The sequence below is a fragment of the Kitasatospora sp. A2-31 genome (assembly GCF_022288725.1).
Lineage (GTDB): Bacteria > Actinomycetota > Actinomycetes > Streptomycetales > Streptomycetaceae > Kitasatospora.
This window is the reverse complement of sequence record NZ_JAKNTA010000003.1, coordinates 287,407-312,007: the sequence shown is the minus strand read 5'-3', so window position 1 is coordinate 312,007 and position 24,601 is coordinate 287,407. Positions and strand designations below refer to the sequence as shown.

Sequence of the window (24,601 nt, the reverse complement as noted above, 5' to 3'; positions counted from 1 at the left end):
CGTCCCAGGGATGCCCAGGCCACGGGAGTGATCAGGCATGTCCAGCACCACCCTCAGCAGCACCCTGCAGACCGGCCACATCGGTCTGAACGTCACCGACCTGGACCGCTCGGTCGCGTTCTACCGGCGCGCCCTCGGCCTGGAGCCGATGCGCGAGGGCACCGAGCCCGACCGCCGCTTCGCCTTCCTCGGCCGCGACGGCCGGCTGGTGATCACCCTCTGGCAGCAGAGCGAGGGCGTCTTCGCCACCGGCGCGCCCGGGCTGCACCACCTCTCCTTCCAGGTCGACTCGCTGGAGGAGGTCCGCGCCGCCGAGCAGGTGCTGCGCGAGCTGGGCGCCGAGTTCGCCCACGACGGCGTCGTCCCGCACGGCGAGGGCACGGCCTCCGGCGGGATCTTCTTCACCGACCCGGACGGCATCCGGCTGGAGATCTACACCCCGACGGGCGTGGACGGGACCGGGGCCGAGGCGCCCACCAAGTCCGCCCCGACCTGCGGATTCTTCTAGCCTCCCGCTCTTCGGGCCAGCGGGCCGGGCCCGCGCCCACCACCCCCTCGCAGACCCAGGAGGCACCCGCCATGACCGGCAGCACGCCCTACCACCCGGGCGAGCGGGCGGTGCAGGCCCGGGCCGGCCGCACCGACCGGGCCGACCACTCCGGCCGCGCCATCGGCTCGACCATCCCGGCCGTGGCCGCCCGCTTCCTCGCCGAGCGCCGGGTCCTGGTGGTCGGCGCCGCCGACGCCGACGGCCGGCTCTGGGCCACCCAGCTCACCGGCGAGCCCGGCTTCCTCCGGGCCCCGGACGAGCGGACCCTCACGGTGGCGGCCGGGCCCGCCGCGGACGACCCGCTGGCCGCCGTCCTGGCCGGACCGGCCGAGGTCGGGACGATCGCGCTGGACCCGGCCGGCCGGCGCCGGATGCGGCTCAACGGCCGCTCCGCACCGGACGGCCGGGGCGGCCTGGTGATCGCCGCCGACCAGGTCTACGCCAACTGCCCCAAGTACATCCAGCGCCGCAGCCCGGCGGGCCGGCCGGCCGCCGGCACCCCGCACGCCGTCGCGGCCGGTCCGGCGCTCTCCACCGCCCAGCAGCTGGCGGTGGCGACCTGCGACACCTTCTTCGTCGCCACCGCCGGTCCGGACGGCCGGGTGGACGCCTCGCACCGCGGCGGCAACCCCGGGTTCCTCCGGGTCCTCGGCCCGGACCGGCTGCGCTGGCCCGAGTACGCCGGCAACAGCATGTTCATGACCCTGGGGAACCTGGAGCTCGACCCGCGCGCCGGGCTGCTGCTGCCCGACTGGGAGACCGGCGGGGCGCTGCTGGTCACCGGCGAGGCCCGGACCGACTGGACCGGGTCCGCGCGGGACGGCCTGCCGGGCGCCGAACGGGTCGTCGACCTGACCGTCACCGCCGTCCTGGAACTCGCCGACGCCACCCCGCTGACCTGGACCGACCCCGAGTACTCCCCGGCCAATCCGCCCGCCGCCGCCTGACCCGCCGTCCGGCCGGCCTTCGGGCCCGGCGCCGGTCCCGGGCTTCCCACCCGCCGCTGACCGCACGCCAGGTCGGCTCCCCGGTGCCCCTCGTGCACCACGCCCGGCCGCCGAACGGCCGTCACCCTCGCGGCCCAGTCCGCCGCGCCGGGCACCCGCCCGCTGCGGGACCTTGGAGGCCGACACCACGTGGCCACCGGCCCGGAGGGTCGACCCTGGCGAGCCGTCAGGGACGACCGGGAGAGAGGCGGAGCATGATCCGAACCGACCGACCGACCCCGCTGCTGGCGTTCGCCGAGGTCGAACCGGACGAGGACTGCATATGCCCGGGCTGCAGCGCCCGCCGCCGGGCCCGGCTGCACGCGGCGCCGGTGCACGAGGGCGGGCACGCAGCGGCCCGGAGCATCCGGCGGCGGGCCGCCGTCCTGGTGGCCGCGGTGGGCACCGCCTTCGCCGGCGGCGCGGCGGGTGCGGCCGCCGCACCGGCCCCCGGGGACAGCAGCGCCCCGACCCCGACCAACCCGCAGGGCGGGGTCGCCGGTCTCTACGGCGACGAGGCCGGTGCCTCCGCCGCCCCGTCCGCCACCGCAGCCCCGTCCGACACCGCCGGGCCGGTCACCCGGGCGCAGATCATCGAGCGGGCACAGAGCTGGGTGGACCAGAAGGTCCCGTACAGCATGAGCCGCTACTGGTCGGACGGCTACCGCCAGGACTGCTCCGGCTTCGTCTCGATGGCCTGGGGCCTGGGCAGCAGCCAGACCACGTGGACGCTGCCCGACTTCGCCGAGCGGATCACCGAGGCCGACCTCCAGCCCGGTGACATCCTCGTCCACAACGATCCGGCCAGCCCGCAGGCCGGCTCGCACGTGACGATCTTCGGCGGCTGGACGAACACCGCCCACACCCGCTACCTGGCCTACGAGCAGACCGCCCCCGGCGCCACCAGGCGGGACACCCCGTACGCGTACTGGAGCGACTCCGCCTCCTACCTCCCGTACCGCCTCACGGCGCTCTCCCGCGGGAGCAGCGGCGACAGCACGTCCTCGACGGCCTTCCCGGGGGCCGGCAGGTTCGGCCCGGGCGCCGACAACGCCTACGTCACCGAGCTCGGGGCGCTGCTCGTCCAGCGCGGCGGCGGCCGGTTCTACGCCGACGGCCCGGGCCCGCGCTGGGGCGAGAGCGACCGCAGGGCCACCGAGGCGTTCCAGCTCGCCCAGGGCTGGCGCGGCAGCGAGGCCGACGGCCTCCCGGGGAAGGAGACCTGGGACTACCTGGTCCACGGCAAGGGCCGCGACATCGCCCCCGCCACCCCGCTGCCGCCCCCGCCGGCCGGCCCGGGGGTGCCCTCCTTCCCCGGCCGGGACCGGTTCGGACCGGGGGCGGACAACGACGACGTCCGGCGGCTCGGCGAGCAGCTGGTCCGCAAGGGCTTCGGCGGGTCCTACACCGAGGGGCCCGGCCCGCGCTGGAGCGAGAGCGACCGCCGGTGCGTCCAGGCCTTCCAGGAGGCCCAGGGGTGGCGCGGCGGCGAGGCCGACGGCTTCCCCGGGCCGGACACCTGGGCGCGGCTGTTCTCCTGACGGTGCCCCCGCTGACGGTGTCCCCGCAGCCGCCGGAGCCGCCGCCCGGCGCCCGGCGGCTCGGGCCACGCGGCTACCGCGGCGGACCGGGCCGGCCGGGCGGGCGCCCCGACATCCAGTGGAAGAGGCCCATCGCCACGCTGGTCGCCAGGTTGAAGCTGGAGACCCCGGGCCGCATCGGCACCGCGACCAAGTGGTCCGCCCGCGCCCTGAGCTCGTCCGAGACGCCGTGCCGCTCGGTGCCGAAGGCGAGCAGGGCGTCGTCCGGGAAGGCGGTCGTCCGGATGTCCGCTCCCTCCGGGTCGAGCACGTAGAGCGGGCCGGCGGGCAGGTCGGGCAGCTCCAGCCGCTCGACGGCGGTGGCGAAGTGCAGGCCCGCGCTGCCCCGGACCACGGTGGGGTGCCAGGGGTCCAGGACCCCGGTGGTCACCACGCCGGCGGCGCCGAAGCCGGCGGCCAGCCGGATCACCGCGCCGACGTTGCCCAGGTTGCGCGGGTTCTCCAGCAGGACGACCGGTGCCGTCCGGGGCCGGTGGGCGAGGGCGGCCAGGTTGGCCGCCGCGGCCGGCCGCGCGGCCAGCGCGATCACTCCGGTCGGGTGCAGCCGCGGCACCAGCTGCCGCAGGTCCGCCTCCGGCAGCTCCACCGCCAGGCGGTCCAGTTCCGGCCCCACGTCCTCGGCCAGCTCCGCGGCGAGCGCCAGCAGCGCCGGCCGGTCGGCGGTCAGCACCTGTCGGACGTCCCCGCCGAAGCGCAGCGCGTGCTTCAGCGCGTGGAAGCCGTCCAGCAGCACCGTCCCGGGCTCCTGCGCCCCCACCCGCCAGGCCCGCACCCACTGGTCCTCGTTCATGCCGCCCACTCTGCCACCCCGGACGCCCGGCACGGTCGGCGGGCCGTCAGCGGGCGGTAGGCTCCGCCGCGCGCTGGGCCGGGGTGGCGGTGCCGCCTCCGCGCAGCGCCCGTTCGAGGTCCCGCAGGGCCTGCAGCAGCAGCCGGCTGCCGGCCCGGACGACGTCCCGCTGCACGCTGGCCGGCGCCGCCGCCAGCCTCGCCTCCAGCAGCTCGTGCGCCTCCCGCACCGCGTCGAACTCCACCGGCCGCCCGGTGAGCAGCGCGCCCGCCGCCAACGCCGTGGACAGCTTCAGCTCCTCGGCGAACCCGGCCGTCCCCGGCACCGGTTCGGCGTCCGGCAGGGGCAGGTGGGCCTCCAGCAGGACGACCACCCGCCCGAGGTGGCCGACCGCCGCCCGGGCCCGATCCAGCTGGCGGCGGCTCACCCCGGGCAGACCGGAGGCGTGCCGGCCGGGCTCGGCGTCGGCCCGCTGGATCGCCTGGAGCAGTTCCGAGCGGGCCTCCCGGGAGTCCAGCAGCGCCGAGCGGACCTCCCGCCCGCGCGGCGCCGCCGGGTGCTCGTAGACGGCGAGCACGGCCGCCGCGTACTGCCCGACGGCGGCCAGCCACTCGGCCAGCCGCTCGCCGAGCCGGGCGGTCTGCCAGGTCGGGAAGAGCGCGTACGCCAGCAGCGCGACCGAGCCGCCGAGCAGCGTCAGACCGACCCGCTCGACGGCGGTCACCAGCGGGTCCCCCTCCTGGAGGCCGAGCAGGAAGACCACGTACGAGGAGACGCAGACCGTCATCAGCGCGTAGCCGGTGCGCAGCGTCAGGTAGGCGCCGCCGATGCAGAACACCGCGAGTGCGGCCAGCACCCACTCACCGGGGTGGGCCAGCTGCACCACCAGGGTGGAGAGCGCGACGCCCACCATCGTCCCGGCCAGCCGGGCCACGCCCCGGCTGTAGGTCTGGGCGAAGTCCGGCCGCATCACCATGGCGGCGGTCATCGGCGCCCAGTAACCGTGCCCGAAGCCGGCCACCCGGGCGAGCAGGTAGGCGAGGACGACCACGCCGGTGAGCCGGACGGCGTGCTGGAAGACCGCCGAGCGCGGCTGCAGCTGACGGCGCACCGCCCGCGCGGCGACCGGCAGCATCCGGGAGAGCGGTGGCTTGCGCAGCCGGCCGCCGGCCTCCACCGCAGGGGCGCTGACGGTGTCCTCGTCGCCGCGTTCCAGGGTGTCGGCGGCCTTGCGCAGCAGCCCGGCCAGCCGGCGGGCGGCGCGCCGGGCGGCGCCCCGTAGCTCGGGTCCGTCGGCGGGAGCGGCCAGGGTGAGCGCGGGCGCCGAACGGGGCAGCTGCAGCGGGTCGCCGCTGCGGACCGCCCGGGCGAGCGCGTCCATCGCCTCGGCCGCGGCCGACAGCACGGCCCGGGCCCGTTCCCGCTCCGGCCCCTCGGCGGGGGCACCGAGCTTGGGGTCGGCGACGGCCGCCAGGGAGGGCCGGATCCGCTCCGCGATCCCGCGCAGTCCGCGCAGCTCGGGCGGCCGGTGGCGGTCCTGCCAGGGCGTCAGCGCGGCGGCGTGCCGGGCCGTCATGAACGGTGCCGGGTCCACGTGCGCGGTCGGGTCCTGGCGCAGCCGGCGCGCGTAGTCGGCGAGTTCGGCGTAGGTGTCGGCGAGCGCCGCGCGCTGGGCGGTCCAGCTGCCGATCGGCCAGAGCGTGATGACGGCCGCCTGGACGAGGCCGCCGAGGGCGCAGAGCAGCCCGTGGCCGAACGCCTCGGCCGCGCTGACCGGGAGTCGGACGACGACCAGCATCACCGCCAGGGTGTTGGCGGCGACCACCCCGGCGGTCGGCCCGATCGCCCAGGCCAGCCCGGCGCCGAAGGCCCAGAGCGCGAGCAGCACCGGGAACGCGCCGGGCAGGCCGACGGCCAGGTAGCCGAGGAAGGTGCTGGTGCCGAGGCCGGTTCCGGCCGCGACGGCGAGCGAGGCCCGGGGCCGGAAGCTGCGCTGGAAGGTGGCCGTCCCGGCGATGAAGGCGCCCATCGCGGCCGAGGTGGCGAGCTGGGGCCCGCCCAGCGCCAGGGTGGGGAAGAGCACCAGCGCGACGGCGACGGCGCCGCGGACCGCGCGTTGCGGGTCGGTGAGCGCCCGATCCAGGGTCAGTCCGGTCCGCGCGGTGTCTCGGAGTGCGGCGAACCAGGACATACCGGTCAGCTTAGGGGAGCGGCTCCCCCGGCGTCCGAAGGCAGGGAGTCAAGGGCCGGGACGGCCGGGACGGCCGGGACGGCCGCCGGCGGCACCGCCGACGGACGCAGCCGCGGGAGCCCGATCCGGCGCCCGGCGCCGGCCACCCGGTCGGCGACCCAGCGCAGCGCCCCGGTCGGCAGGAAGACCGCGTCCGCCGCGACCATCGCCAGCGAGAACACCGGCAGCCCGAGCAGCACCGCGATCCCCAGGTGCTCGGCCATCATCACCACCAGCAGCGCGTTCTTGACCCGCCGGCTGATCAGCGTGAAGGGGAAGGCGACCTGCAGCACCACCGTGCCGTAGGAGATCAGGAACACCGGCAGCAGCGCCGAGGCGACCAGCCCGGAGAGCCCGGGCCAGGGTGTGAAGTAGTCCAGGTGCAGCGGGTAGTAGAGCGCCGTGCCGTCCTGCCAGCGCGAGCCCTGCACCTTGTACCAGCCGGCCGTGGCGTAGATCAGCACCACCTCGGCGGCGATCACCAGCATCGCGCAGTTGTGCACCATGGCGGCCAGCGCGTCCAGCACCGCGCGCAGCTCGCCGTCCGGTCGCAGCCGCCCGAGCAGCCACCAGAGCCCGGCCACCGCCCACAGGCCCCAGAACACCGGGGCCCAGCCGACATACGGGAAGGCCGCGGCCGTCCAGGTCAGGCTCTCGCCGGAGAAGTCGCCGAGCTGGCACACCAGCAGCAGCCCGCCGAGCACCGCCCAGAGCAGCACCCCGCCCCGGCCGGCGGCCGGGCGCCGGGCGTCCAGCGACCAGACCTCGGCGCAGCGGGTGAAGACCAGGTAGACCGCCATCAGGTGGACGACGTTGTCGCCGCCGTCGCCGAGGAAGACGTTGCGGTTCTGCAGCGACAGCACGGTGACCAGGAACAGCACGCCGCTCGCCCTGGTCCGCCAGCCGAGCAGCAGCGCGGCGGCGGAGAGCACCGCCAGGTGGTAGACGAGTTCGAACCAGAGCCGGCCGCCGAACCAGGGCAGCACGGTCAGCGCCCCGTTGTCGGCGAGCAGCCGCTCGGCCAGGTCGAGCGACCAGGGCGAGGTGTCGCCGTAGAGCATCCGCCGGTTGGGCCACTCCCGTACCAGGTGGGCCAGCCAGACCAGGCCGAAGCCGATCCGCACCGCCGCCGCCTGGTACCGCCCGAGCGCCCGGCCGGTGAAGGCCGCGAAGAGCCGGGCGAACACCGCGCCGGCCCCCGGGCCCCGGCGGGCGGCCGGCGCCGCGGGCACCGGCGGAGCGGGCACCGCCGGAGCGGCCGGCCGGGCGGGGACACCGTCGAGCAGCGGTCCGGCGCCCGCCGCCTGCGTCGTCTCGTTCACCCGAGCCCCCGGTGGTCCTCGTCGTTGACCGGCCACCAGGGCAGCTCGCGCACCTTCGGCGCGGGCGGCGCGGCCTCGCCGCTCCAGTCCGGCGGCGGGACGGTCGCGGTCGTCACCCGGAACTCGATCTCCAGTATCCGGTCGCCCTCGACGGTGCGGCCGATCCGCTGCAGCGCGATCCGCTTGAGGTACTGCTCGGCCAGCTTGCCGCGCGGGTTGGTCAGCGAATCGTCCTGGGCGTTGTGCGAGCCCTCGTAGAAGTCCCAGGCCCGGCGGAGCAGGTTCTGGTCGGCATGGCTGGGCGCCGGGTTGCCGCGGATCGCGGCGATGTCCCTGGCGGTCAGCCCGATCCAGTCGTGGGTGCGGGTGGCGCCGCCGGGCTCGACCGTCCGCACCCGGGCGTCCAGGGTGACGTTCTGCTGCAGCGGGTTGGGCGCGAACAGCTTCCAGTTCTGCTCGAACTCCGGGTACACCAGGCCGTCGACCTCGTCCCGGTACTCCCGGGACAGCGTGTTGGCCGGGGCGACGTGCAGGAACACCGCGCCGAGGAAGAGCCCGGTGCCCGCCACGAGCAGCGCGCCGGCCGTACCGAGCACCACCAGCGCCGGCCTCGACCAGGCCCGCCCCCCGGGCGGCGCGTCGGCGCTCTCCCCCATGGACCCTCCCCCGAGCTGCGGCCGGGAGGTGCGCCACCCGGCGGGCGCCGCCGGTCCTTGTCCCGGCTCGGTCGCGCGCCCATCCTGCCCTACCGGCTACGGCGGCGGGAGCCGCGGCCGGTGGGGCGGCGCCCGGCGCCGGAGGCCGAAGGCGCCCCGGACCGAGCCCGGGGGACGAAGCCGCCCCGGACAGTGCCTAGAGGACGAAGGCGGGCTGGCCGCCGGAGGAGACCATCGGACGGCCGGCGCCCTCCCAGGCGTACATGCCGCCGTCCACGTTCACCGCGTCCCGGCCGTTCTGCACCAGGTACTGGACGACCTGCGCGGAGCGCCCGCCGACCCGGCAGAACACGTACAGCTTCTCCTCCGGCAGCTCGTCGATCCGCGCGATCAGCTGGCCCATCGGGATGTGCAGCGCGCCGTCCACGTGCCCGGCGTCCCACTCGTCCTGCTCGCGGACGTCGAGCAGGACGGCGTCGGCGGGGACGGAGGCGGCGTCGGTGGTGGGGATCTGGGCGAACATCGTCTGGCTCTCCTGGGGCTCGGAACGGTCCGGTCCATTGTCCCGCACCGCGGGGCCCCCGCCGAGCAGCCGCTCCAGCTCGGCCTGCTGGGCGGCGGCCTTCGCCAGCAGCTGCTCGGCGAGCTCCTCCAGCAGCTTGTCCGGGTCCTGCGGGGCGAGCGCGAGCAGCTGGCCCATCGCCGTGTTCTCCAGCCGGACCTGTTCGGTGGCGGTCTCGGCGATCTTGGCGTTCAGCCACTCCAGCCGGCGGCGCAGCCAGCCGAGCCGGTCGGGGGAGTCCGCCGCGGGCGCCGCCTCGGGGGCGGTCGACCACTCCGCGGCGAGCCCCTCCAGCGCGGCGGTGTCGCCGAACGCGTAGGCCTCGTTGACCCGGACCAGGAACGCCGCCCGGCGCTCCTGCTCGGCCGGGTCGGTGGTCAGGTCGGGGTGGGCGCGGCGGACCAGGTCGCGGTAGATCCGCTGGGCCTCCCGGCCGGGCCGCACCCGGGCCGGCGCGGCCGGCGGCGGGGCCGCCTCCTGCTCCTGGACGCTGTCGAACAGCGCGTCCAGGTCGGGCAGTTCGTCCACCCGTCGGCGTGCCTCGGCGGCCCGCCGGACGTCCTCCGGGTGCCCGGTGCGGGCGGCCACCGTCTCGGCGACCAGTGCGTCCAGCTCGTCCAGCCGGGCGTAGAGCGGGCCGAGCAGCTGGTGGTGGATCAGGGCGAAGTTGTCGATCTCGACCCGCAGCGTCTGCACGTCGACGTCCATGGTGAGCCAGGCGAGTTCGGCGGCGGCGACCCGCTCCTCCAGCTCCTGCTGCTCCGGGTCCGTCCAGCGGGCGGGGATCTGCGCGGTCACGTCTCGCCTCTGTCTCGTCCTGCCGACTCGGTGCCGCCGCCCTCGACCTGCCGCCCGGCCCTCCGGGTGCCCGCCGCACGGCACGGCTCGGCCTGCCACCCTACCCCGGGCGGTTTCCCCGCCACCTGCCCTCGGCGGGACCCTCCGTCCGGGGCGCTGCCCCCGGTGGACGGGGAGTGCGGACCGGCGCACGCCGAGTGACACGCAACTGATACTGATGAATCTCCCCGTTTCGGTACCGAGTCCGGCCGGGTCCGTGCTTCGCTGGTATCCGCACAGCGTGCCTTCCTCCGTAGAGACGGCCGCCTCCAGGCGTGGCGGCCAGGCGGGAGCAGACCGAATCCATGGTGGACGAGCCCAACTCCACAGCGCGTCCGGCGGCCACCGCGGCCGCCCCCGCAGCCGCGTCGGGTGACCAGTCGTCAGGCGTGGTCGCCCTGGTCCGGCTCGCCCTCGTGCTGGTCGACCGCACGGGTCGGATCGCGCAGTGGAACCGGGCCGCCGAGGAGCTGTTCGGGCACCGCGCCGACGTCGCCCAGGACCGCTCGGCCACCGGCCTGCTGCCCGCCGTCGAGCCGCGCGGCGTCCCCGGGCCCGCCGCACCCGGCGCCCGCCGCCGTTGCGACGCCCTGGACACCCTGGCCGAACTGACCGCCGCCGAGGGCGCCTGGGCCGGGCGGATGCCGGTCGTCGACCGCGAGGAGCACCTGCGCGACGTGCTCTGGTGGGCGTACCGCCCGGCCGACCCGTCCGCCGGCCTGCTGGCCCTGGCCGCCGACGCCCGCCCGCTGCGTTCGGCCGGCCCGCGACTCGCCCTCGGCGAGCGCCGGCTGCCGTTCACCGCGGCCCCCGCCGCCCGGGGCGGCTTCCACCGGCTCTCCGCCGCCCTGACCGCCCCCGGCCGCCCGGTGCCCGAGCCGTTCGCCCGGCTGCTCCCGGCGGGCTCCGCCGAACGCCGGGCCGCCCTGCTCGACGGGCTCGGCCGCGCCGGCCTGCCCGCCCTGCGGCTGGACCCCGCCACCGTGCTGCCCGTCCTGCCCGCCGACCCGCCGACCGGGGCCGCCCACGCCGCCGCCGGCATCGGCCGCCGCTACCCGACCGCCCAGCAGCGGGCCGGCCGGAGCGGTCCGCCGCAGCCGGAGCAGTCCGCGCCCGGCCGCCGACCCGCCGGGCCGCTGCCCGTCCAGCGCGACGCCGCCGAGCGGCCCGCCGCCCCCGCCGCGGCGGGCCGGCCGACCGAGCACCCCGCGGCCGCCGCGGGCGCCCCGCCCGCGGCCACCCCGGCCGAACGGGCCCCGACCGCCCCGGCCCCGTCCACAGGAGGACCCGCCATCGAGCAGGCCGCCGTCGAATCGTCCGCCAACGGCCACCAGGCCCGCCGGGGCGACCAGGCCACACCCCCGAGCGTGCCCTGTCCCGCCGCCGCGGAGGAGGGCTCCCGGCCGAGCGGCCGGCTCGGCCCGTTCCTCACCAACGGCCAGGCAGGCGAGCAGCTGGCCCTGCTCAACGAGGTCGGCGGCAAGGTCGGCACCACCCTCGACCTCGGCTTCACCGCGCACGAGCTCTGCCAGGTGCTCGTCCCCCGGGTCGCCGACTTCGCCTGCGTCGACCTGGTGGACGGCCTGATCTCCGACTCCGAGCTGCCCGAGGCCCGGCCGGACGACGACACCATGCTCCGCCGGGTCGCCCTGGTCTACAACGAGTCCGCCGGACAGTGGGACCACGTCCTCGCCGAGGGCGCGCTGGTCGCCATGCCCCGCCGCACCCCGCCCGGCATGGCGCTCCAGCTGAACCAGCCGGTCCTGGTCCCGGTGGTCAGCCCGGACGTCGCCGTCGACTACGCCGCCGCGCTCGGCGGACCCCGGCTCGCCTCCCTGGTCACCGGGCGCTCGATGCTGGTGGTGCCGCTCTCCGCCCGGGGCACCGTGCTCGGCATCCTCAAACTGCTCCGGCTGCCCGACCGGGCCCCCTTCGACGAGGGCGACGCCGCCACTCTCAAGGAGCTGGCCGCCCGCGCCGCGCTCTCGCTCGACAACGCGCGGCTGCACCGGGCCGAGTCCAAGGTCGCCACCACCCTGCAGCGCTCGATGATCCCGACCCGCCCGCCGCAGATCCCCGGCGTGCAGATCGCCCACCGCTACCTGCCGGGCGACTCCAAGGCCGAGGTCGGCGGCGACTGGTTCGACGCGATCCAGCTGCCCGGCAGCCGGGTCGCCCTGGTCGTCGGCGACGTGATGGGCCACGGCCTGCACTCGGCCGCCGCGATGGGCCGCTTCCGCACCGCGATGCAGACCCTGGCCGCCCTCGACCTGCCGCCCGGCCAGCTGCTGCGCCACCTGGACAACCTGGCCCACAAGCTCGGCGACGACCACCTCGCCACCTGCCTCTACGCGGTCTACGACCCGATCAACCGGACCTGCGAGCTGGCCAGCGCCGGCCACGTGCCCCCGGTACTGGTGCACCCCGACGGCAGCGGCGAGCTGCTGGAGATCCCGGCCGGGGCCCCGATCGGCGTCGGCGGCGTGCCGTTCGTCGCCAAGACCATCGACGTCTCCGACGGCTCGATGCTGGTGCTCTGCACCGACGGCCTGGTCGAGGTCCGGGGCGGGGACATAGGAGCGGGGCTGGCGGCGCTCTGCGGGAACCTGATCGACCCGCGGCAGAGCCCGGAGGAGGCCTGCGACGTGGTGCTGGAGCGGCTCCACTCGGACGACCGCAAGGACGACGTCGCCCTGCTGGTGGCCCGCTTCGACGGCGTCGCGCCGACCGAGGTCGCCACCTGGGACCTCACGGTCGACCAGCGCGAGGTCCGTCGTGCCCGGGCCCTGGTCCGCGAGCAGCTCGCCGCCTGGCACCTGGAGACGCTGAGCGACACCACCGAGCTGCTGGTCAGCGAGCTGGTGACGAACGCCGTCCGGGTCGCCCGGGACCAGGTCCAGCTGCAGCTGATCCGGGTGGACAAGCTCCTGGTCGAGGTGAGCGACGACAACCACAACCTGCCGTCGCTGGAGCCGGCCGAGCAGCTGGGCGAGACCGGCCGCGGCCTGACCCTGGTCACCAAGCTCGCCGAGCACTGGGGCACCGCCCGCAAGGCCGTCGGCAAGGTGGTCTGGTTCGAGCTCCCGCTGCCGCCCGCCTGAGCCCCGCCGCCCCTGGCCCGAACCCGCTGCCCGCCCGCCCCGAGCACCACCCCGGGGCGAGCGGGCCCCACGGTCAGGCCTGGGCGGCGCCGGCGGACGTCCGGCGGCGGGCCTCGGCGGCCACCTCCATCGAGGCGGCCGCGGCCACCGATGCGGCCGCGCCGACCCCGGCCAGCACGCGGGGCCAGAAGTCCCCGAACACCTCCACCGAGACGGCGATCAGCAGCGCCATGATCACCGCGACCACGTGCTCCAGACCCGCCAGGTTCGGCAGGATGATCGCCTCGCCGACCATCAGCGCCACCACCAGACCGGCCGTGAACCAGGCCCGGCAGCGGAAGGCGATGCAGATCGCCAGCGCCACCACGGCCGCCGACGGGCCGGTGTCGCGGACGTGGGAGACCCACTTCGGGAAGCCGAACACGTGCTCCGGGCCGATCGCCACCCCTACCCGGGCGAACAGCGTCCCGGCCAGCGTGCAGGCGTAGGCCACCACCAGGGTCAGCCGCCGGCCGAGCACGATCTCGGCGATGCCGAAGACCACGAAGACCTGCGCCAGCGCCCCCCAGACCGGCAGGTCCAGCGCCGGCACGTACAGCGACAGCGGCGTCCGCAGCAGCGAGACCTCCAGCGGCAGCGCGGCCTTCACCACCCCGATGTGGGTGACGAGCCGCTCCCCGCCCGGCAGGTGCTGGACGATGCTGAACAGCAGGATCAGGGCCGTCGCCGCGGTGGCGAGCGGGACGGCGGCGAACTTCCTCGCCACCAGTCGCTCGCGAACCGTGCCGAACAGCAATCCCCACTCGGCGACAGCGGCCGCTCCGGCAATAGCCAGCGGCCCCTTTCGCACGCCCCCCGCGTGGGTCAGGTCAACCACAACAGTCTCTCCAAATCCCCGAAGCCATCCCCGCAGCCGGAACGCCTTCCCGACCCACCCCAACATTAGAAGCCGATTAATGAATCCACATCGGCATAGAAGGGGAGCCGCGTCATCCTCTGGGGGGAGGGAACAGCGCGAAACACCCCCATCCGGACGACCGGTCCCCTCCGCCCCCCGGCGGAGGGACTACCCCTTCCCGTCCCGCGCCGCCACCGGCACCCGGGGAACCGCCACGGCGGTCCCGGAGTGCCGGCGACGGAACAGAGCGGGCAGGCTCGGTGCGGTGATGAAGCCCTCGGCCCGGGCGCTCGCGATACCGATCCGCGGAATCTCGCTGCTCTTCTCGAAGAGCAGATAACGCGGCTCCCAGATCGGCCGGTACTTGGCGTTGGCCCGGTACAGGGATTCGATCTGCCACCAGCGGGAGAAGAAGCCCAGCACGGAGCGCCAGAGCCGGAGCACCGGCCCGGCGCCCAGCCGCGAACCGCGCTCGAAAACGGAACGGAACATCGCGAAGTTCAGCGAGACCCGCTTCAGCCCGACCTCGTCCGCACGCTGCAGGAGTTCGATCACCATGAACTCCATCAGGCCGTTCTCGGTGTCCCGGGCCCGGCGCATCAGGTCCAGCGAGAGCCCGTCCGGCCCCCACGGGACGAAGCTCAGCAACGCCTTCAGCTCGCCGTCGCCGTCGTGGCACTCCAGCATCACGCAGCGCCCGTCGGCCGGGTCGCCGAGCCGGCCGAGCGCCATCGAGAAGCCGCGCTCGGTCGCGCCGTCGCGCCACTGGTCGGCCTTGGCCACCAGCTCGGCCATCTCGGACTCCGGGATGGCCTCGTGCCGCCGGATCCGCACCGTGTAGCCGGCCCGCTTGACCCGGTTGTAGGCCTGGCGCACCACCCGCATCGCCCGGCCGTCCAGCGAGAACTCGTCCAGCTCGACGATCGCCTCGTCGCCCAGCTCCAGCGCGTCCAGCCCGTGCCGGGCGTAGATCACCCCGGCCTCCTCGGAGGCCCCCATCACGGCCGGCGCCCAGGCGTGCTCGCGGGCCTCGGCCAGCCAGGCGTCGATCGCGCCGGGCCAGGCCTCCGGGTCCCCGATCGGGTCGCCCGAGGCCAGCGAGACCCCGCCGACCACCCGGTAGGTCACCGCCGCCTTGCCGCTGGGGGAGAACACCACGGCCTTGTCCCGGCGCAGCGCGAAGTAGCCCAGCGAGTCCCGCTCGCCCTGCTTGTCCAGCAGCCCGCGCAGCTGCTCCTCGTCCTCCGGGGTCAGCAGCTCCTTGCCCCGGGGGCTACGGAAGGCCACGTAGAGGACGAGCAGGAAAAGCACCGCGCCCATCGCGTTGATCACCGCGTTGACCCAGGTCGGCGCGGAGATCACCGAGCGCAGGTGCTCGGACGGCGTGATGGTGATCATGCGGCCGACCGAGTAGCGGAAGAGGTCCCAGAAGTCGGCGCCCGAGCGGTCGTTGGCCAGCCAGACCAGCAGGGCGCCGACGACGCCGCCGAAGGCGAGGCCGCCGACGAAGGTGGCCGCCGCGGTCTTCGGGTTGGAGCGGTCGCCCTTGGAGGTGAACTCCTTCCGCCCGACCAGCAGAGCCAGCACGAAGGAGCAGGTCAGCACGGTGGAGACGTAGTTCAGCGGGTGCCGGTCGAAACCCTCGCCGGGCAGCGCCATGGCCACCAGGTAGAGCAGCGCGAAGAGCCCGGCCAGCGCGGTGTTGAAGATCCACGCGGCCCGCTTGCGCCGCCGCATCGCGATGGCGAGGAACACCGACAGCACGGCGCTGCTGAGGCCTGCCGTCATCAGGTAGGGGGTGAAGTACTCGCCCTCGTTGTGCGTCTCGACCTGGTCCCGGAACGGCGCCAGCAGCACGGTCACCAGGTTCAGCAGCGCGATCAGGCGCAGGTACCAGACGGTGGCCGTCGCGGCGCGCGGGCGCCACCGGTCCAGCAGGGACCCCGGCCGGGACCCGGTCGAGGCGGCGGACGGCTCCGACTTCACAGTGGACGACACAGCTCAATTCCAAACGATCAGATGATGGGGCGCATCCGCACACGGCCCGGCGCCGGGCGCCCGCACGGGCCCGACGGACTGACCAGCGGCCCTCGCCGAGGCCGGAAGAACCGGCAAAGGGGCAGCCAATTCCATGGTTCCCCACCCCGGATGAGAATTGCGTGAACCCGGTAGGCGATTCCGACCCCCGCCGAACGGCGGGGGTGCACACCCGTCGTGCGTTCCGCCCCCGCGCACGCCGGCCCGGCACGGATCGCCGGCCACGCACTAGTCTCGAAACCGCGCAAACAGACCACATCGAGCGCGGACCGGCGGGCCCGGGCGCCCGAACCGAGGAGGGGACCATCACCACCACCCGTGTGCTGATCGTCGACGACGAGATCCTGGTCCGCTCCGGCCTCGGCCTGATCGTCGGCTCCGCCCCCGATCTGGAGGTGGTCGGCGACTGCTCCGGGGGGCAGGCCGAGCAGTGCGTCCTGCGCCTGCGCCCGCACGTGGTGCTGCTCGACATCCGGATGCCCGACCTGGACGGGATCTCCGTGCTGCGGCGGCTGCGGGCCCTCCCCGACCCCCCGGCCGTGGCGATGCTGACCACCTTCGACACCGACGAGTACATCGGCACCGCCCTGCGCGCCGGCGCGGCCGGCTTCCTGCTCAAGGACACCGCCCCCGACCAGCTGGTGCACGCCGTCCGGGTGCTGGCGGCCGGCGGCAACATCCTCTCCCCGACCGTCACCCGCACCGTGATCGGCGGCTACGTGGACGGCGGCGGGCCGGACGCCGAGGCGGCCGGCCTGGCCCGCTCCCTCACCGGCCGCGAGCTCGACGTGCTGGCGCTGCTCGGCGAGGGCCTGTCCAACGCCGAGATCGCCGACCGGCTCTTCCTCGGCACCGGCACGGTGAAGGACCACATCAGCGCGATCCTCGGGAAGCTCGGCGCCGCCAACCGGGTGCAGGCCGCCGTCATCGCCCACCGGGCCGGCCTGGTGCGGCCCAAGCCCGGCGACGGCGCATGAGCACGGACGGACCGCCCCCCGCCAGACCGGCGGGGCCCTGGTACACGGCGCCCTGGCTGATGCTGCTGCTGCCCACCCTCTACTCCCTGGTGGACGCCGCGCTGGTGGCCCGGGACGCACCCTGGTGGCAGGTCCTGTTCTCGACGCTCGCCGCCGTCGCCCTGCTCTGGCGCCGGCGCTTCCCGGTCACCGTGCTGCTGCTGACCATGCCCGGCAGCTACGTCGACGACATCTGGCTCGCCCCGATAACCGCCGTCTACACGGTGGCCGCCGAGCGCCCCTCCCCGCGCGTGGTGGTGCCGTCCGCGACCCTCTTCGCCCTGGTCGAGTTCTTCCACTGGCCACTGTCCGAGCAGACCTTCGCGCTCAACCGGGACACCGCCCTGTACGCGATCCAGTCGGTCATGCTGGCCGCCGGTCCGGCCGCCACCGGGCTGCTCTCCCGCACCCGGCGCGAGCTGGCCGCCCGGCTGGACGAGCTGACCCGGGGCCAGGAGCGGGAGAGCCGGCTGCTCGCGGAGCGGGTCCTGATCAGCGAGCGCGGCCGGCTGGCCCGGGAGATGCACGACGTGGTCTCGCACCAGGTCAGCCTGATCAGCATCCAGGCCGGGGCCCTCCAGGTCAGCACCGCCGATCCGGCCGCCGCCGCCACCGCCCGGACCATCCGGGAGCTCTCCGTGCGCACGCTCGAGGAGCTGCGGCAGATGGTCGGGGTGCTGCGCACCTCAGGCCTGCGCCCGGACGCCCCGCTGGCCCCGCAGCCCCGGCTGGCCGACCTGCCGCAGCTGATCCGGGAGAGCGGTCTGACCGCCGAGGCCGAGCTGGCGCCCGGCGACCGGCCCTGGCCGGAGGCGGTCGAACGGGCCGCCTACCGGACGGTGCAGGAGGCGCTCACCAACATCACCAAGTACGCGCCGGAGGCCGCCGTCCACGTGAGGGTCAGCGCCCGCGGCCGCCGGCTGCGGGTCGAGGTCCGCAACGACGCCCCGCCGGTGCGGCCGGCCGAGACGCTGCCGGGCGGCGGGCACGGGCTGGTCGGCCTGCGGGAGCGCGCCCAGCTGCTCGGTGGCACGCTCACGGCCGGGCCGACCCCCGAGGGCGGCTTCGAGGTCCGCGCCGACCTGCCGGCCGGCGGGGGCTGAGCCGGCCGCGCGGCCTCCGGCGACGCACCGCGGGACCGCCCCGACGGGCCGCGGACTCCCCCGACGGGCCGGGGCGGAACCGCGGAGAAACGAGAAAACCCCGCAGATCCGAAGACCTGCGGGGTTTCGCTGTGCGCGAGGGGGGAGTTGAACCCCCACGCCCTTTCGGGCACTGGAACCTGAATCCAGCGCGTCTGCCTATTCCGCCACCCGCGCATGGGTGTTTGTCGTGGTTGCCAGCCGACCAGCCGATCCGCCCGGTACCATGTGGACCTTCGCGGCTCTTCGATCCGGCTCCCTTGCGGGCGCCCCTTCCGACGTGGAAAACAGTAGCACGACCTGCGGGCCACCTCCGAATCCGTTTCCCGGAGCGGCCGAGCGCATCCGAACGGATGCCCGGCGAACTGGCGAGCGAGGGATGAGGCACCTGTCGGAGGGGTAGCCCTGGCATGCTGCCGCGGGGATGCGTCACCCTGTGTGTCCGAGCCCACCCCCGGGCACCACGCGGTCCGGGAACCGTACGGATGGCCCCGGCGTGGATACGATCAGTACGGAAGTACCGCAAGTAGGCGCGACCGGCTCCCCGGGATCCGGTCGGCAGGCAGGCGAACGAACCCTGGAAGGGGGTGCCCCATGGGAGTGCTGAAGAAGTTCGAGCAGCGACTTGAGGGTCTCGTCAACGGCACCTTCGCCAAGGTGTTCAAGTCCGAGGTCCAGCCCGTGGAGATCGCCGGCGCCCTGCAGCGCGAGTGCGACAACAACGCGAGCATCTGGAACCGCGACCGCACCGTCGTGCCCAACGACTTCATCGTCGAGCTGAGCCCGCACGACTACGAGCGCCTGAGCCCCTACTCCGGCCAGCTGGGCAACGAGCTGGCCGGCATGGTCCGCGAGTACGCCGAGGCCCAGCGGTACAGCTTCATGGGCCCGCTCCAGGTGAACCTGGAGAAGGCCGACGACCTGGACACCGGCCTGTACCGGGTGCGCAGCCGCACCCTGGCCGCCGAGGAGCCGCAGCAGCAGGCCCCGGCGCAGCCCACCCAGGGCGGCGGCTACGGCCGCCCGCCGGCCGCCCCGGCCCCCGGCGCACCGTGGCAGCAGCCCGGCGCCGCCGGGTACAGTGCGCCCCCGCCGCCGGCCGCGCCCCCCGCCATGCCCGCCGGCGCCCCGCCCGCGGGCGGCAACGTGCGCCCGTTCCCGGGCGCCGGCCACGGCACCTCCGTCCGCCGCTGGATCGAGGTGAACGGCGCCCGCCACCAGATCTCCGGGAACGCCTGCGTGCTCGGCCGCTCGACCGAGGCCGACGTGCGGATCGACGACCCCGGTGTCTCCCGCAAGCACGCCGAGATCCGCCCCGGCACCCCCTCGATGGTGCTGGACCTCGGGTCCACCAACGGCATCGTGGTGGACGGACAGCACACCCAGCGCGCTACGCTCCGCGACGGCTCGCGAATCGTCGTGGGCTCCACCACCATCGTCTACCGACAGGTCGAAGGGTAGAGCGGCGCGGTTATGTCTGAACTGACCCTCACGGTCATGCGGCTGGGTTTCCTCGCCGTGCTGTGGCTCTTCGTCATCGTCGCGGTCCAAGTGATCCGCAGCGACCTCTTCGGCACCAGGGTGAACCCCCGGCCCTCGCGCCGCGGGGGCGCCGCGACCGCGACCGGCGGGGCCGCCACGGCCCCCGGCCGCGCCCCGCAGGGGCAGCCGGCCACCCAGCAGACCCAGGGCGGCGGCCGTCGCCGCGGTGCCCCGACGCAGCTGGTCGTCGTCGCGGGCTCGCTGGCCGGGACCACCGTCGCGCTGCAGGGCCAGACCATCACGCTGGGCCGCGCGCACGACTCCACCATCGTCCTGGACGACGACTACGCGTCCTCCCGGCATGCCAGGATCTATCCCGATCAGACTGGGCAGTGGACGGTCGAGGATCTAGGCTCCACCAACGGCACCTATCTGGACCGGCAGCGCCTGACCGCGCCGACACCGCTCCAGCCGGGCATGCCGATCCGTATCGGCAGGACCGTCATCGAACTGCGGAAGTAGAGCGCATGAGGGACAGCATCCCGTCCATGACCCAGAGGGGGGCTCAGGTCGCATGACCCTGGTGCTGCGCTTCGCCGCCGGCTCCCACAAGGGGCTGATCCGGGAGGGTAACGAGGACTCCGGCTACGCCGGCCCGCGGCTGCTTGCCGTGGCCGACGGCATGGGCGGCGCCGCGGCCGGTGAGGTCGCGTCCTCCGAGGTGCTCGGCTCCATCGTCCGCTTGGACGAGGACGTGCCGGGCGCCGACCTGCTGACCCTGCTCGGCGACGCCGTCCAGGGCGCCAACGACCGCCTCCGGCAGATGGTCGAGGAGGATCCGCAGCTCGAGGGCATGGGCTGCACCCTCACCGCGATGCTGTGGACCGGCCAGCGGATGGGCCTGGTGCACGTCGGCGACTCCCGCGCCTACCTGCTGCGGGACGGCTCGCTGGTGCAGATCACCCAGGACCACACCTGGGTGCAGCGCCTGGTCGACGAGGGTCGGATCACGCCCGAGGAGGCCGAGACCCACCCGCAGCGCTCGCTGCTGATGCGGGCGCTGGACGGCCGCGGCCAGGTCGAGCCGGACCTGTCGATCCGCGAGGTCCGGGCCGGCGACCGCTACCTCATCTGCTCCGACGGCCTCTCCGGTCCGGTCAGCCACCAGACCCTGCAGGACACCCTCGGGAGCTTCTACTCGCCCGAGCAGACCGTGCAGGAGCTGATCCAGCTCGCGCTGCGCGGCGGTGGTCCGGACAACATCACCTGCATCGTGGCGGACGTCATCGACGTCGGCGCCACCGACACCATGAGCGGGCAGTTCAACGACGTCCCGGTGGTCGTCGGCGCGGTCGCCGACACCCCGCCGTCCTCGGCCGCGGCCGACCGCTCGATCGCCGACACCCCGGCCGGCCGGGCGGCCGGCCTCGGGCGCTCCCCGCAGGGCGCCTTCGGCCCCGCCGAGGGCTACGACGCCGGGTACGGCGCCGCCCCGGGCGGCTTCGGCCCGGCGGAGGGCTACGACGGCGGCTACGGCGCCGCCGAGCCGTCCGTCTACGGCACCGAGGACTTCGACGACGAGCCGCCGCGCAAGCGCAAGGGCAAGGCGCTGAAGCTCTCGGTGGTGGCGCTCGTCACCCTGGGCCTGCTCGGCGGTGCCGGCTTCTTCGGCTACAAGTGGACGCAGGGCCAGTACTACGTCGGTGCCGACGGCGACCACGTCGCCATCTACCAGGGCCTCAACCAGAACCTGGTGGGGCTGAACCTGTCCTCGGTGCACACCTCGTACAAGGACATCGAGCTCAAGTACCTGCCGCAGGACCAGCGCACCCACGTGACGAACACCATCACGGCGAGCAGCTTCGGCGACGCCGACGACAAGGTGAAGAAGCTGGCCGAGCAGGCCACCTTCTGCCGCCGGGTCGCCGACGCCCGGGCGAACGCGAACGGCCAGGCCGCCGCGGGCACGCCGGCGGCCGGCCAGCCCACCGCGGCGCCCACCGCGGCGGTGGCGCACGCCGGGTTCCTGGCGGCCGGTTCGCCCAGCCCGTCCGCGACCGGCCGGGCCCCGGCCGCGGCCGCGCCCACCCCGAGCGCGACCCAGACGCCCAGCACGGCGGCTCCCAGCCAGAGCGCCGCCGCCCCGGCCACCGGGCCGCAGGGCGACCTGCCCGGCTTCTCCGACGAGGAGCGGCAGAAGGCCGACTCCTGCCCGAAGCCGTGACGGCCGTGACCCGACATAGGCCCGCCCGCTGCGGGCCCGCCGGCCGTCAGGGAGCGGCCCCCAAGTGAGCGAGCTAATGATCGAGAGGCGCGCGTGGGCGCCTGCCCCTGCCGCGCGACCGGGTTCCTCCCGGTCGGCGGCCGGGGGAGAGGCGGGAGCATGAGCACCTTCGACGTGAGCAACGGCGCCAACCGCCGGTCCAACGGCGTACCGGCGGACCGCGCGTCCTCCCGGCGCCGGGGCAACACCACCATCTCGGCCCCGGGCACGCCGAACCGGCGCAACACCGAGCTGGCGATGCTGGCCTTCGCGGTGGTGCTGCCGGTCCTCGCCTACGCCAACGTGGGCCTCGCGATGGACGACTCGCTGCCCGCCGGCATGCTCGGCTACGGCCTCGGCATGGGTGCGCTGGCCCTGATCGCGCACCTGCTGATGCGCCGCTTCGCCCCGTACGCCGACCCGCTGATGCTGCCGATCGCCACCCTGCTCAACGGGCTCGGCGTGGTGATGATCTGGCGCCTCGACAAGGCCGGGAAGCTGCTGCACAACAACTACCCCGCCGCCGCCAACCAGCTGATGTGGTCGGGCCTCGGGGTGGCGTTCTTCATCTTCGTGATGATCTTCCTGAAGGACCACCGGGTCCTCCAGCGCTACACCTACATCTCGATGGCGGCAGCCCTGGTGCTGCTCGCGGCGCCGGCCTTCTTCCCGGCCCGCAAGGAGGACTTCGGCGCCAAGATCTGGATCCGGATGGGCGCCTTCTCGATCCAGCCCGGCGAGTTCGCCAAGATCATCCTCACCGTGTTCTTCGCCGGCTACCTGATGGTGAAGCGGGACGCACTGGCCCTGGCCAGCCGCCGCTTCATGGGCCTCTACCTGCCGCGCGGCCGCGACCTCGGGCCGATCATCGTGATCTGGCTGCTCAGCCTGCTGATCCTGATCTTCGAGAACGACCTCGGCTCGTCCTTCCTGTACTTCGGCCTCTTCGTGGTGATGCTGTACGTCGCCACCGAGCGCACCAGCTGGATCATCTTCGGCCTGCTGATGTCCGTGGGCGGCGCGGTCGCGGTCGCCTCGACCGCCAGCCACGTCAAGGTCCGCATCGACGCCTGGCTCGACCCGATGGCCGCCTTCGCCCCCAAGCCGCCCCCCGGCGCGACCGAACAGATCGGTCAGTCGCTGATGGCGCTGGGCTCCGGCGGGGTCACCGGCTCCGGCCTCGGCCAGGGCCGCTCCTGGCTGATCGACTTCGCCGCCAAGAGCGACTTCATCCTCGGCTCGTTCGGCGAGGAGCTCGGCCTCACCGGCCTGATGGCGATCTTCATGCTCTACGCCCTGCTGGTCCAGCGCGGCCTGCGCACCGCGGTCGCCGCCCGGGACCCGTTCGGCAAGCTCTTCGCCGTCGGCCTCTCCTCGGCGATGGCGCTCCAGGTCTTCGTGGTCGCCGGCGGCGTCACCGGCCTGATCCCGCTGACCGGTATGACCATGCCGTTCCTCGCCCAGGGCGGGTCCTCGGTGGTCGCCAACTGGGCCCTGGTCGCGATCCTGCTGAAGATCAGCGACAACGCCCGCCGACCGGGGGTCGAGCCGTCGCCCACCCCTGAGGTCCAGGGAGGACCCGTCTCGTGAACAAGCCGATCCGCCGGGTCTCGATCTTCTGCCTCGTGCTGATCCTGGCCCTGATGGTCCGCACCAACTGGGTGCAGGGGGTCCAGGCCGAGTCCTGGGCCACCAACAAGAACAACAAGCGCCAGGAGTTCGACCGCTACGCCCACCCGCGCGGCAACATCATCGTCGGCGGGCAGCCGGTCACCTCCTCCGAGTTCGTCAACGGCCTGCGCTACAAGTACAAGCGCACCTGGATCGACGGCCCGATGTACGCGCCGGTCACCGGCTACACCTCGGCCTTCCAGAGCACCGGGCTGGAGAACCTGGAGGACGGCATCCTCTCCGGGACGGACGACCGGCTGTTCTTCCGCAACACCCTGGACATGCTGACCGGTGAGCCGAAGAAGGGCGGCGACGTCGTCACGACGATCAACGCCAAGGCGCAGAAGGCCGCCTTCGACGGCCTGGGCAACAAGAAGGGTGCGGTGGTCGCCCTCGACCCGCGCACCGGCGCCATCCTGGCCCTGGTCTCCACGCCCTCCTACGACCCGAGCACCTTCTCCGGCTTCGAGAAGTCCGACGGCGAGGCCTGGAACAACCTCAACGCCGACACCAACAAGCCGCTGCTCAACCGCGCGCTGCGCGAGACCTACCCCCCCGGCTCGACGTTCAAGCTGGTCACCGCGACCGCGGCGTTCGAGAACGGGATGTTCCAGAACATCGACGACACCACGCAGACCCCCGAGCCGTACACCCTGCCGGGCACCAAGACCGACCTGAAGAACGAGAGCCCCAACGAGCGCTGCGAGAACGCCACGCTCAAGTCGGCCATGGACCAGTCCTGCAACACCGTCTACGGCAAGATCGGCGTGGACCTCGGCCGGGACAAGATGCGGGCCCAGGCCGAGAAGTTCGGCTTCAACAGCACGGTGGACACCCCGGTCCGCTCCGAGAAGAGCCTCTACCCGAACGCCTCCACCCCGGACGGAACGGCGATGGACGCGATCGGCCAGCACGACACCCGGGCCACCCCGCTGCAGATGGCGATGGTCTCCGCCGCGATCGCCAACAACGGCTCGCTGATGCAGCCGTACCTGGTGGACCAGGAGCGGTCGGCCTCGCTGACCACCGTCTCCAAGCACACCGAGAAGCAGTTCTCCCAGCCGATGAGCCCGGCCACCGCGCAGAAGCTGCAGGACATGATGGTCTCCGTGGTCGAGAACGGCACCGGCAAGAACGCCCGGATCCCCGGCCTGCAGGTCGGCGGCAAGACCGGCACCGCCCAGCACGGCGAGGACAACGCCGGCCTTCCGTTCGCCTGGTTCACCTCGTTCGCCAAGACCGCCGACGGCCAGTCGGTCGCGGTGGCGGTGGTGGTCGAGGACGGCTCCAACAACCGCGACGGCATCAGCGGCGGCAGGCTGGCCGCGCCGATCGCCAAGGCGGTGATGCAGGCCGCCCTCGGCAAGTAGCAGCGGCCGCCACGAGTGAGTGATATGTCACGATCGGCACCCCCGAACGGATACCGGTCTGGTATCGGCCGAGAGCTGACTCCGGTC

The 24,601-nt window shown here is 74.4% G+C and carries 18 protein-coding genes and 1 tRNA gene; 11 read left to right on the top strand and 8 right to left on the bottom strand.

Annotated elements, in window-relative coordinates:
• The first annotated feature begins 37 nt into the window (after positions 1-37).
• The 3 genes from MCM47_RS10155 (at position 38) to MCM47_RS10145 (ending at position 3,077) form a co-directional block, all read left to right on the top strand.
• Positions 38-508, top strand: a complete 471-nt coding sequence (locus MCM47_RS10155; RefSeq protein WP_238860537.1) for a VOC family protein — start codon at positions 38-40, stop codon at positions 506-508.
• Positions 509-579: 71 nt separating this feature from the next.
• Positions 580-1,497: a pyridoxamine 5'-phosphate oxidase family protein gene (locus MCM47_RS10150; RefSeq protein WP_238860535.1), complete on the top strand. Its 918-nt coding sequence runs from the start codon at positions 580-582 to the stop codon at positions 1,495-1,497.
• Between the two features lie 254 nt (positions 1,498-1,751).
• A complete protein-coding gene (locus tag MCM47_RS10145) occupies positions 1,752-3,077 on the top strand; it encodes a peptidoglycan-binding protein (protein WP_238860533.1) in 1,326 nt (441 codons plus the stop codon).
• 73 nt (positions 3,078-3,150) lie between these two features.
• Here MCM47_RS10145 and MCM47_RS10140 read toward each other — a convergent pair whose 3' ends face one another.
• The 5 genes from MCM47_RS10140 to MCM47_RS43210 all read right to left on the bottom strand — a co-directional run bounded on the left by MCM47_RS10140 (position 3,151) and on the right by MCM47_RS43210 (position 9,495).
• Positions 3,151-3,927 (bottom strand): RNA methyltransferase, encoded by a 777-nt coding sequence (locus MCM47_RS10140; protein ID WP_238860531.1) that lies wholly within the window; start codon positions 3,925-3,927, stop codon positions 3,151-3,153.
• A 46-nt stretch (positions 3,928-3,973) separates the two neighbouring features.
• Positions 3,974-6,118: an FUSC family protein gene (locus tag MCM47_RS10135; protein ID WP_238860529.1), complete on the bottom strand. Its 2,145-nt coding sequence runs from the start codon at positions 6,116-6,118 to the stop codon at positions 3,974-3,976.
• A 5-nt stretch (positions 6,119-6,123) separates the two neighbouring features.
• Positions 6,124-7,479 (bottom strand): HTTM domain-containing protein, encoded by a 1,356-nt coding sequence (locus tag MCM47_RS10130; protein ID WP_374209109.1) that lies wholly within the window; start codon positions 7,477-7,479, stop codon positions 6,124-6,126.
• Positions 7,476-8,135, bottom strand: coding sequence for a DUF5819 family protein (locus tag MCM47_RS10125; protein ID WP_238860527.1), 660 nt, complete (start codon positions 8,133-8,135; stop codon positions 7,476-7,478). The genes MCM47_RS10130 and MCM47_RS10125 overlap by 4 nt, the downstream gene beginning before the upstream one ends.
• A 196-nt stretch (positions 8,136-8,331) precedes the next feature.
• Positions 8,332-9,495, bottom strand: a complete 1,164-nt coding sequence (locus tag MCM47_RS43210) for a rhodanese-like domain-containing protein (RefSeq protein ID WP_308222310.1) — start codon at positions 9,493-9,495, stop codon at positions 8,332-8,334.
• Between the two features lie 344 nt (positions 9,496-9,839).
• Between MCM47_RS43210 and MCM47_RS10110 the strand changes: the two genes are divergently transcribed.
• Positions 9,840-12,635 carry a SpoIIE family protein phosphatase gene (locus MCM47_RS10110; RefSeq protein ID WP_238860525.1) on the top strand — a complete coding sequence of 932 codons (2,796 nt, stop codon included), beginning with the start codon at positions 9,840-9,842 and terminating at the stop codon, positions 12,633-12,635.
• A 73-nt stretch (positions 12,636-12,708) separates the two neighbouring features.
• Here the strand turns inward: MCM47_RS10110 and MCM47_RS10105 are convergent, their stop codons facing one another.
• Together MCM47_RS10105 and MCM47_RS10100 are read right to left on the bottom strand one after the other, a co-directional pair.
• The gene (locus MCM47_RS10105; RefSeq protein ID WP_238860523.1) at positions 12,709-13,401 is read right to left on the bottom strand and encodes a hypothetical protein; all 693 of its coding nucleotides are present in this window, start codon (positions 13,399-13,401) and stop codon (positions 12,709-12,711) included.
• A gap of 300 nt (positions 13,402-13,701) precedes the next feature.
• Positions 13,702-15,531, bottom strand: coding sequence for a phosphatidylglycerol lysyltransferase domain-containing protein (locus tag MCM47_RS10100; protein ID WP_374209108.1), 1,830 nt, complete (start codon positions 15,529-15,531; stop codon positions 13,702-13,704).
• A gap of 365 nt (positions 15,532-15,896) precedes the next feature.
• Here MCM47_RS10100 and MCM47_RS10095 point away from each other — a divergent pair, with 365 nt between their 5' ends.
• Together MCM47_RS10095 and MCM47_RS10090 are read left to right on the top strand one after the other, a co-directional pair.
• Positions 15,897-16,547 carry a response regulator transcription factor gene (locus tag MCM47_RS10095; protein ID WP_238861384.1) on the top strand — a complete coding sequence of 217 codons (651 nt, stop codon included), beginning with the start codon at positions 15,897-15,899 and terminating at the stop codon, positions 16,545-16,547.
• Positions 16,544-17,689: a sensor histidine kinase gene (locus MCM47_RS10090; protein WP_238860521.1), complete on the top strand. Its 1,146-nt coding sequence runs from the start codon at positions 16,544-16,546 to the stop codon at positions 17,687-17,689. Before MCM47_RS10095 ends, MCM47_RS10090 begins: the two co-directional genes overlap by 4 nt.
• 132 nt (positions 17,690-17,821) lie before the next feature.
• On the opposite strand, the gene MCM47_RS10085 is transcribed toward MCM47_RS10090, so the two are convergent.
• A tRNA-Leu gene (locus MCM47_RS10085) sits at positions 17,822-17,905 on the bottom strand.
• 417 nt (positions 17,906-18,322) lie between these two features.
• Here MCM47_RS10085 and MCM47_RS10080 point away from each other — a divergent pair.
• The 5 genes from MCM47_RS10080 to MCM47_RS10060 all read left to right on the top strand — a co-directional run bounded on the left by MCM47_RS10080 (position 18,323) and on the right by MCM47_RS10060 (position 24,514).
• Entirely contained in the window at positions 18,323-19,189 is an 867-nt protein-coding gene (locus MCM47_RS10080) for a DUF3662 and FHA domain-containing protein (protein ID WP_238860519.1), read from the top strand.
• 12 nt (positions 19,190-19,201) lie between these two features.
• Positions 19,202-19,732, top strand: a complete 531-nt coding sequence (locus MCM47_RS10075) for an FHA domain-containing protein (RefSeq protein WP_238860517.1) — start codon at positions 19,202-19,204, stop codon at positions 19,730-19,732.
• A 52-nt stretch (positions 19,733-19,784) separates the two neighbouring features.
• Positions 19,785-21,434, top strand: a complete 1,650-nt coding sequence (locus MCM47_RS10070; protein ID WP_238860515.1) for a PP2C family serine/threonine-protein phosphatase — start codon at positions 19,785-19,787, stop codon at positions 21,432-21,434.
• A 159-nt stretch (positions 21,435-21,593) separates the two neighbouring features.
• Complete coding sequence (locus MCM47_RS10065) at positions 21,594-23,063, top strand: FtsW/RodA/SpoVE family cell cycle protein (RefSeq protein ID WP_238860513.1); 1,470 nt, start codon at positions 21,594-21,596, stop codon at positions 23,061-23,063.
• Positions 23,060-24,514 carry a penicillin-binding protein 2 gene (locus MCM47_RS10060; RefSeq protein WP_238860511.1) on the top strand — a complete coding sequence of 485 codons (1,455 nt, stop codon included), beginning with the start codon at positions 23,060-23,062 and terminating at the stop codon, positions 24,512-24,514. Before MCM47_RS10065 ends, MCM47_RS10060 begins: the two co-directional genes overlap by 4 nt.
• The last annotated feature ends 87 nt before the right edge of the window (positions 24,515-24,601 follow it).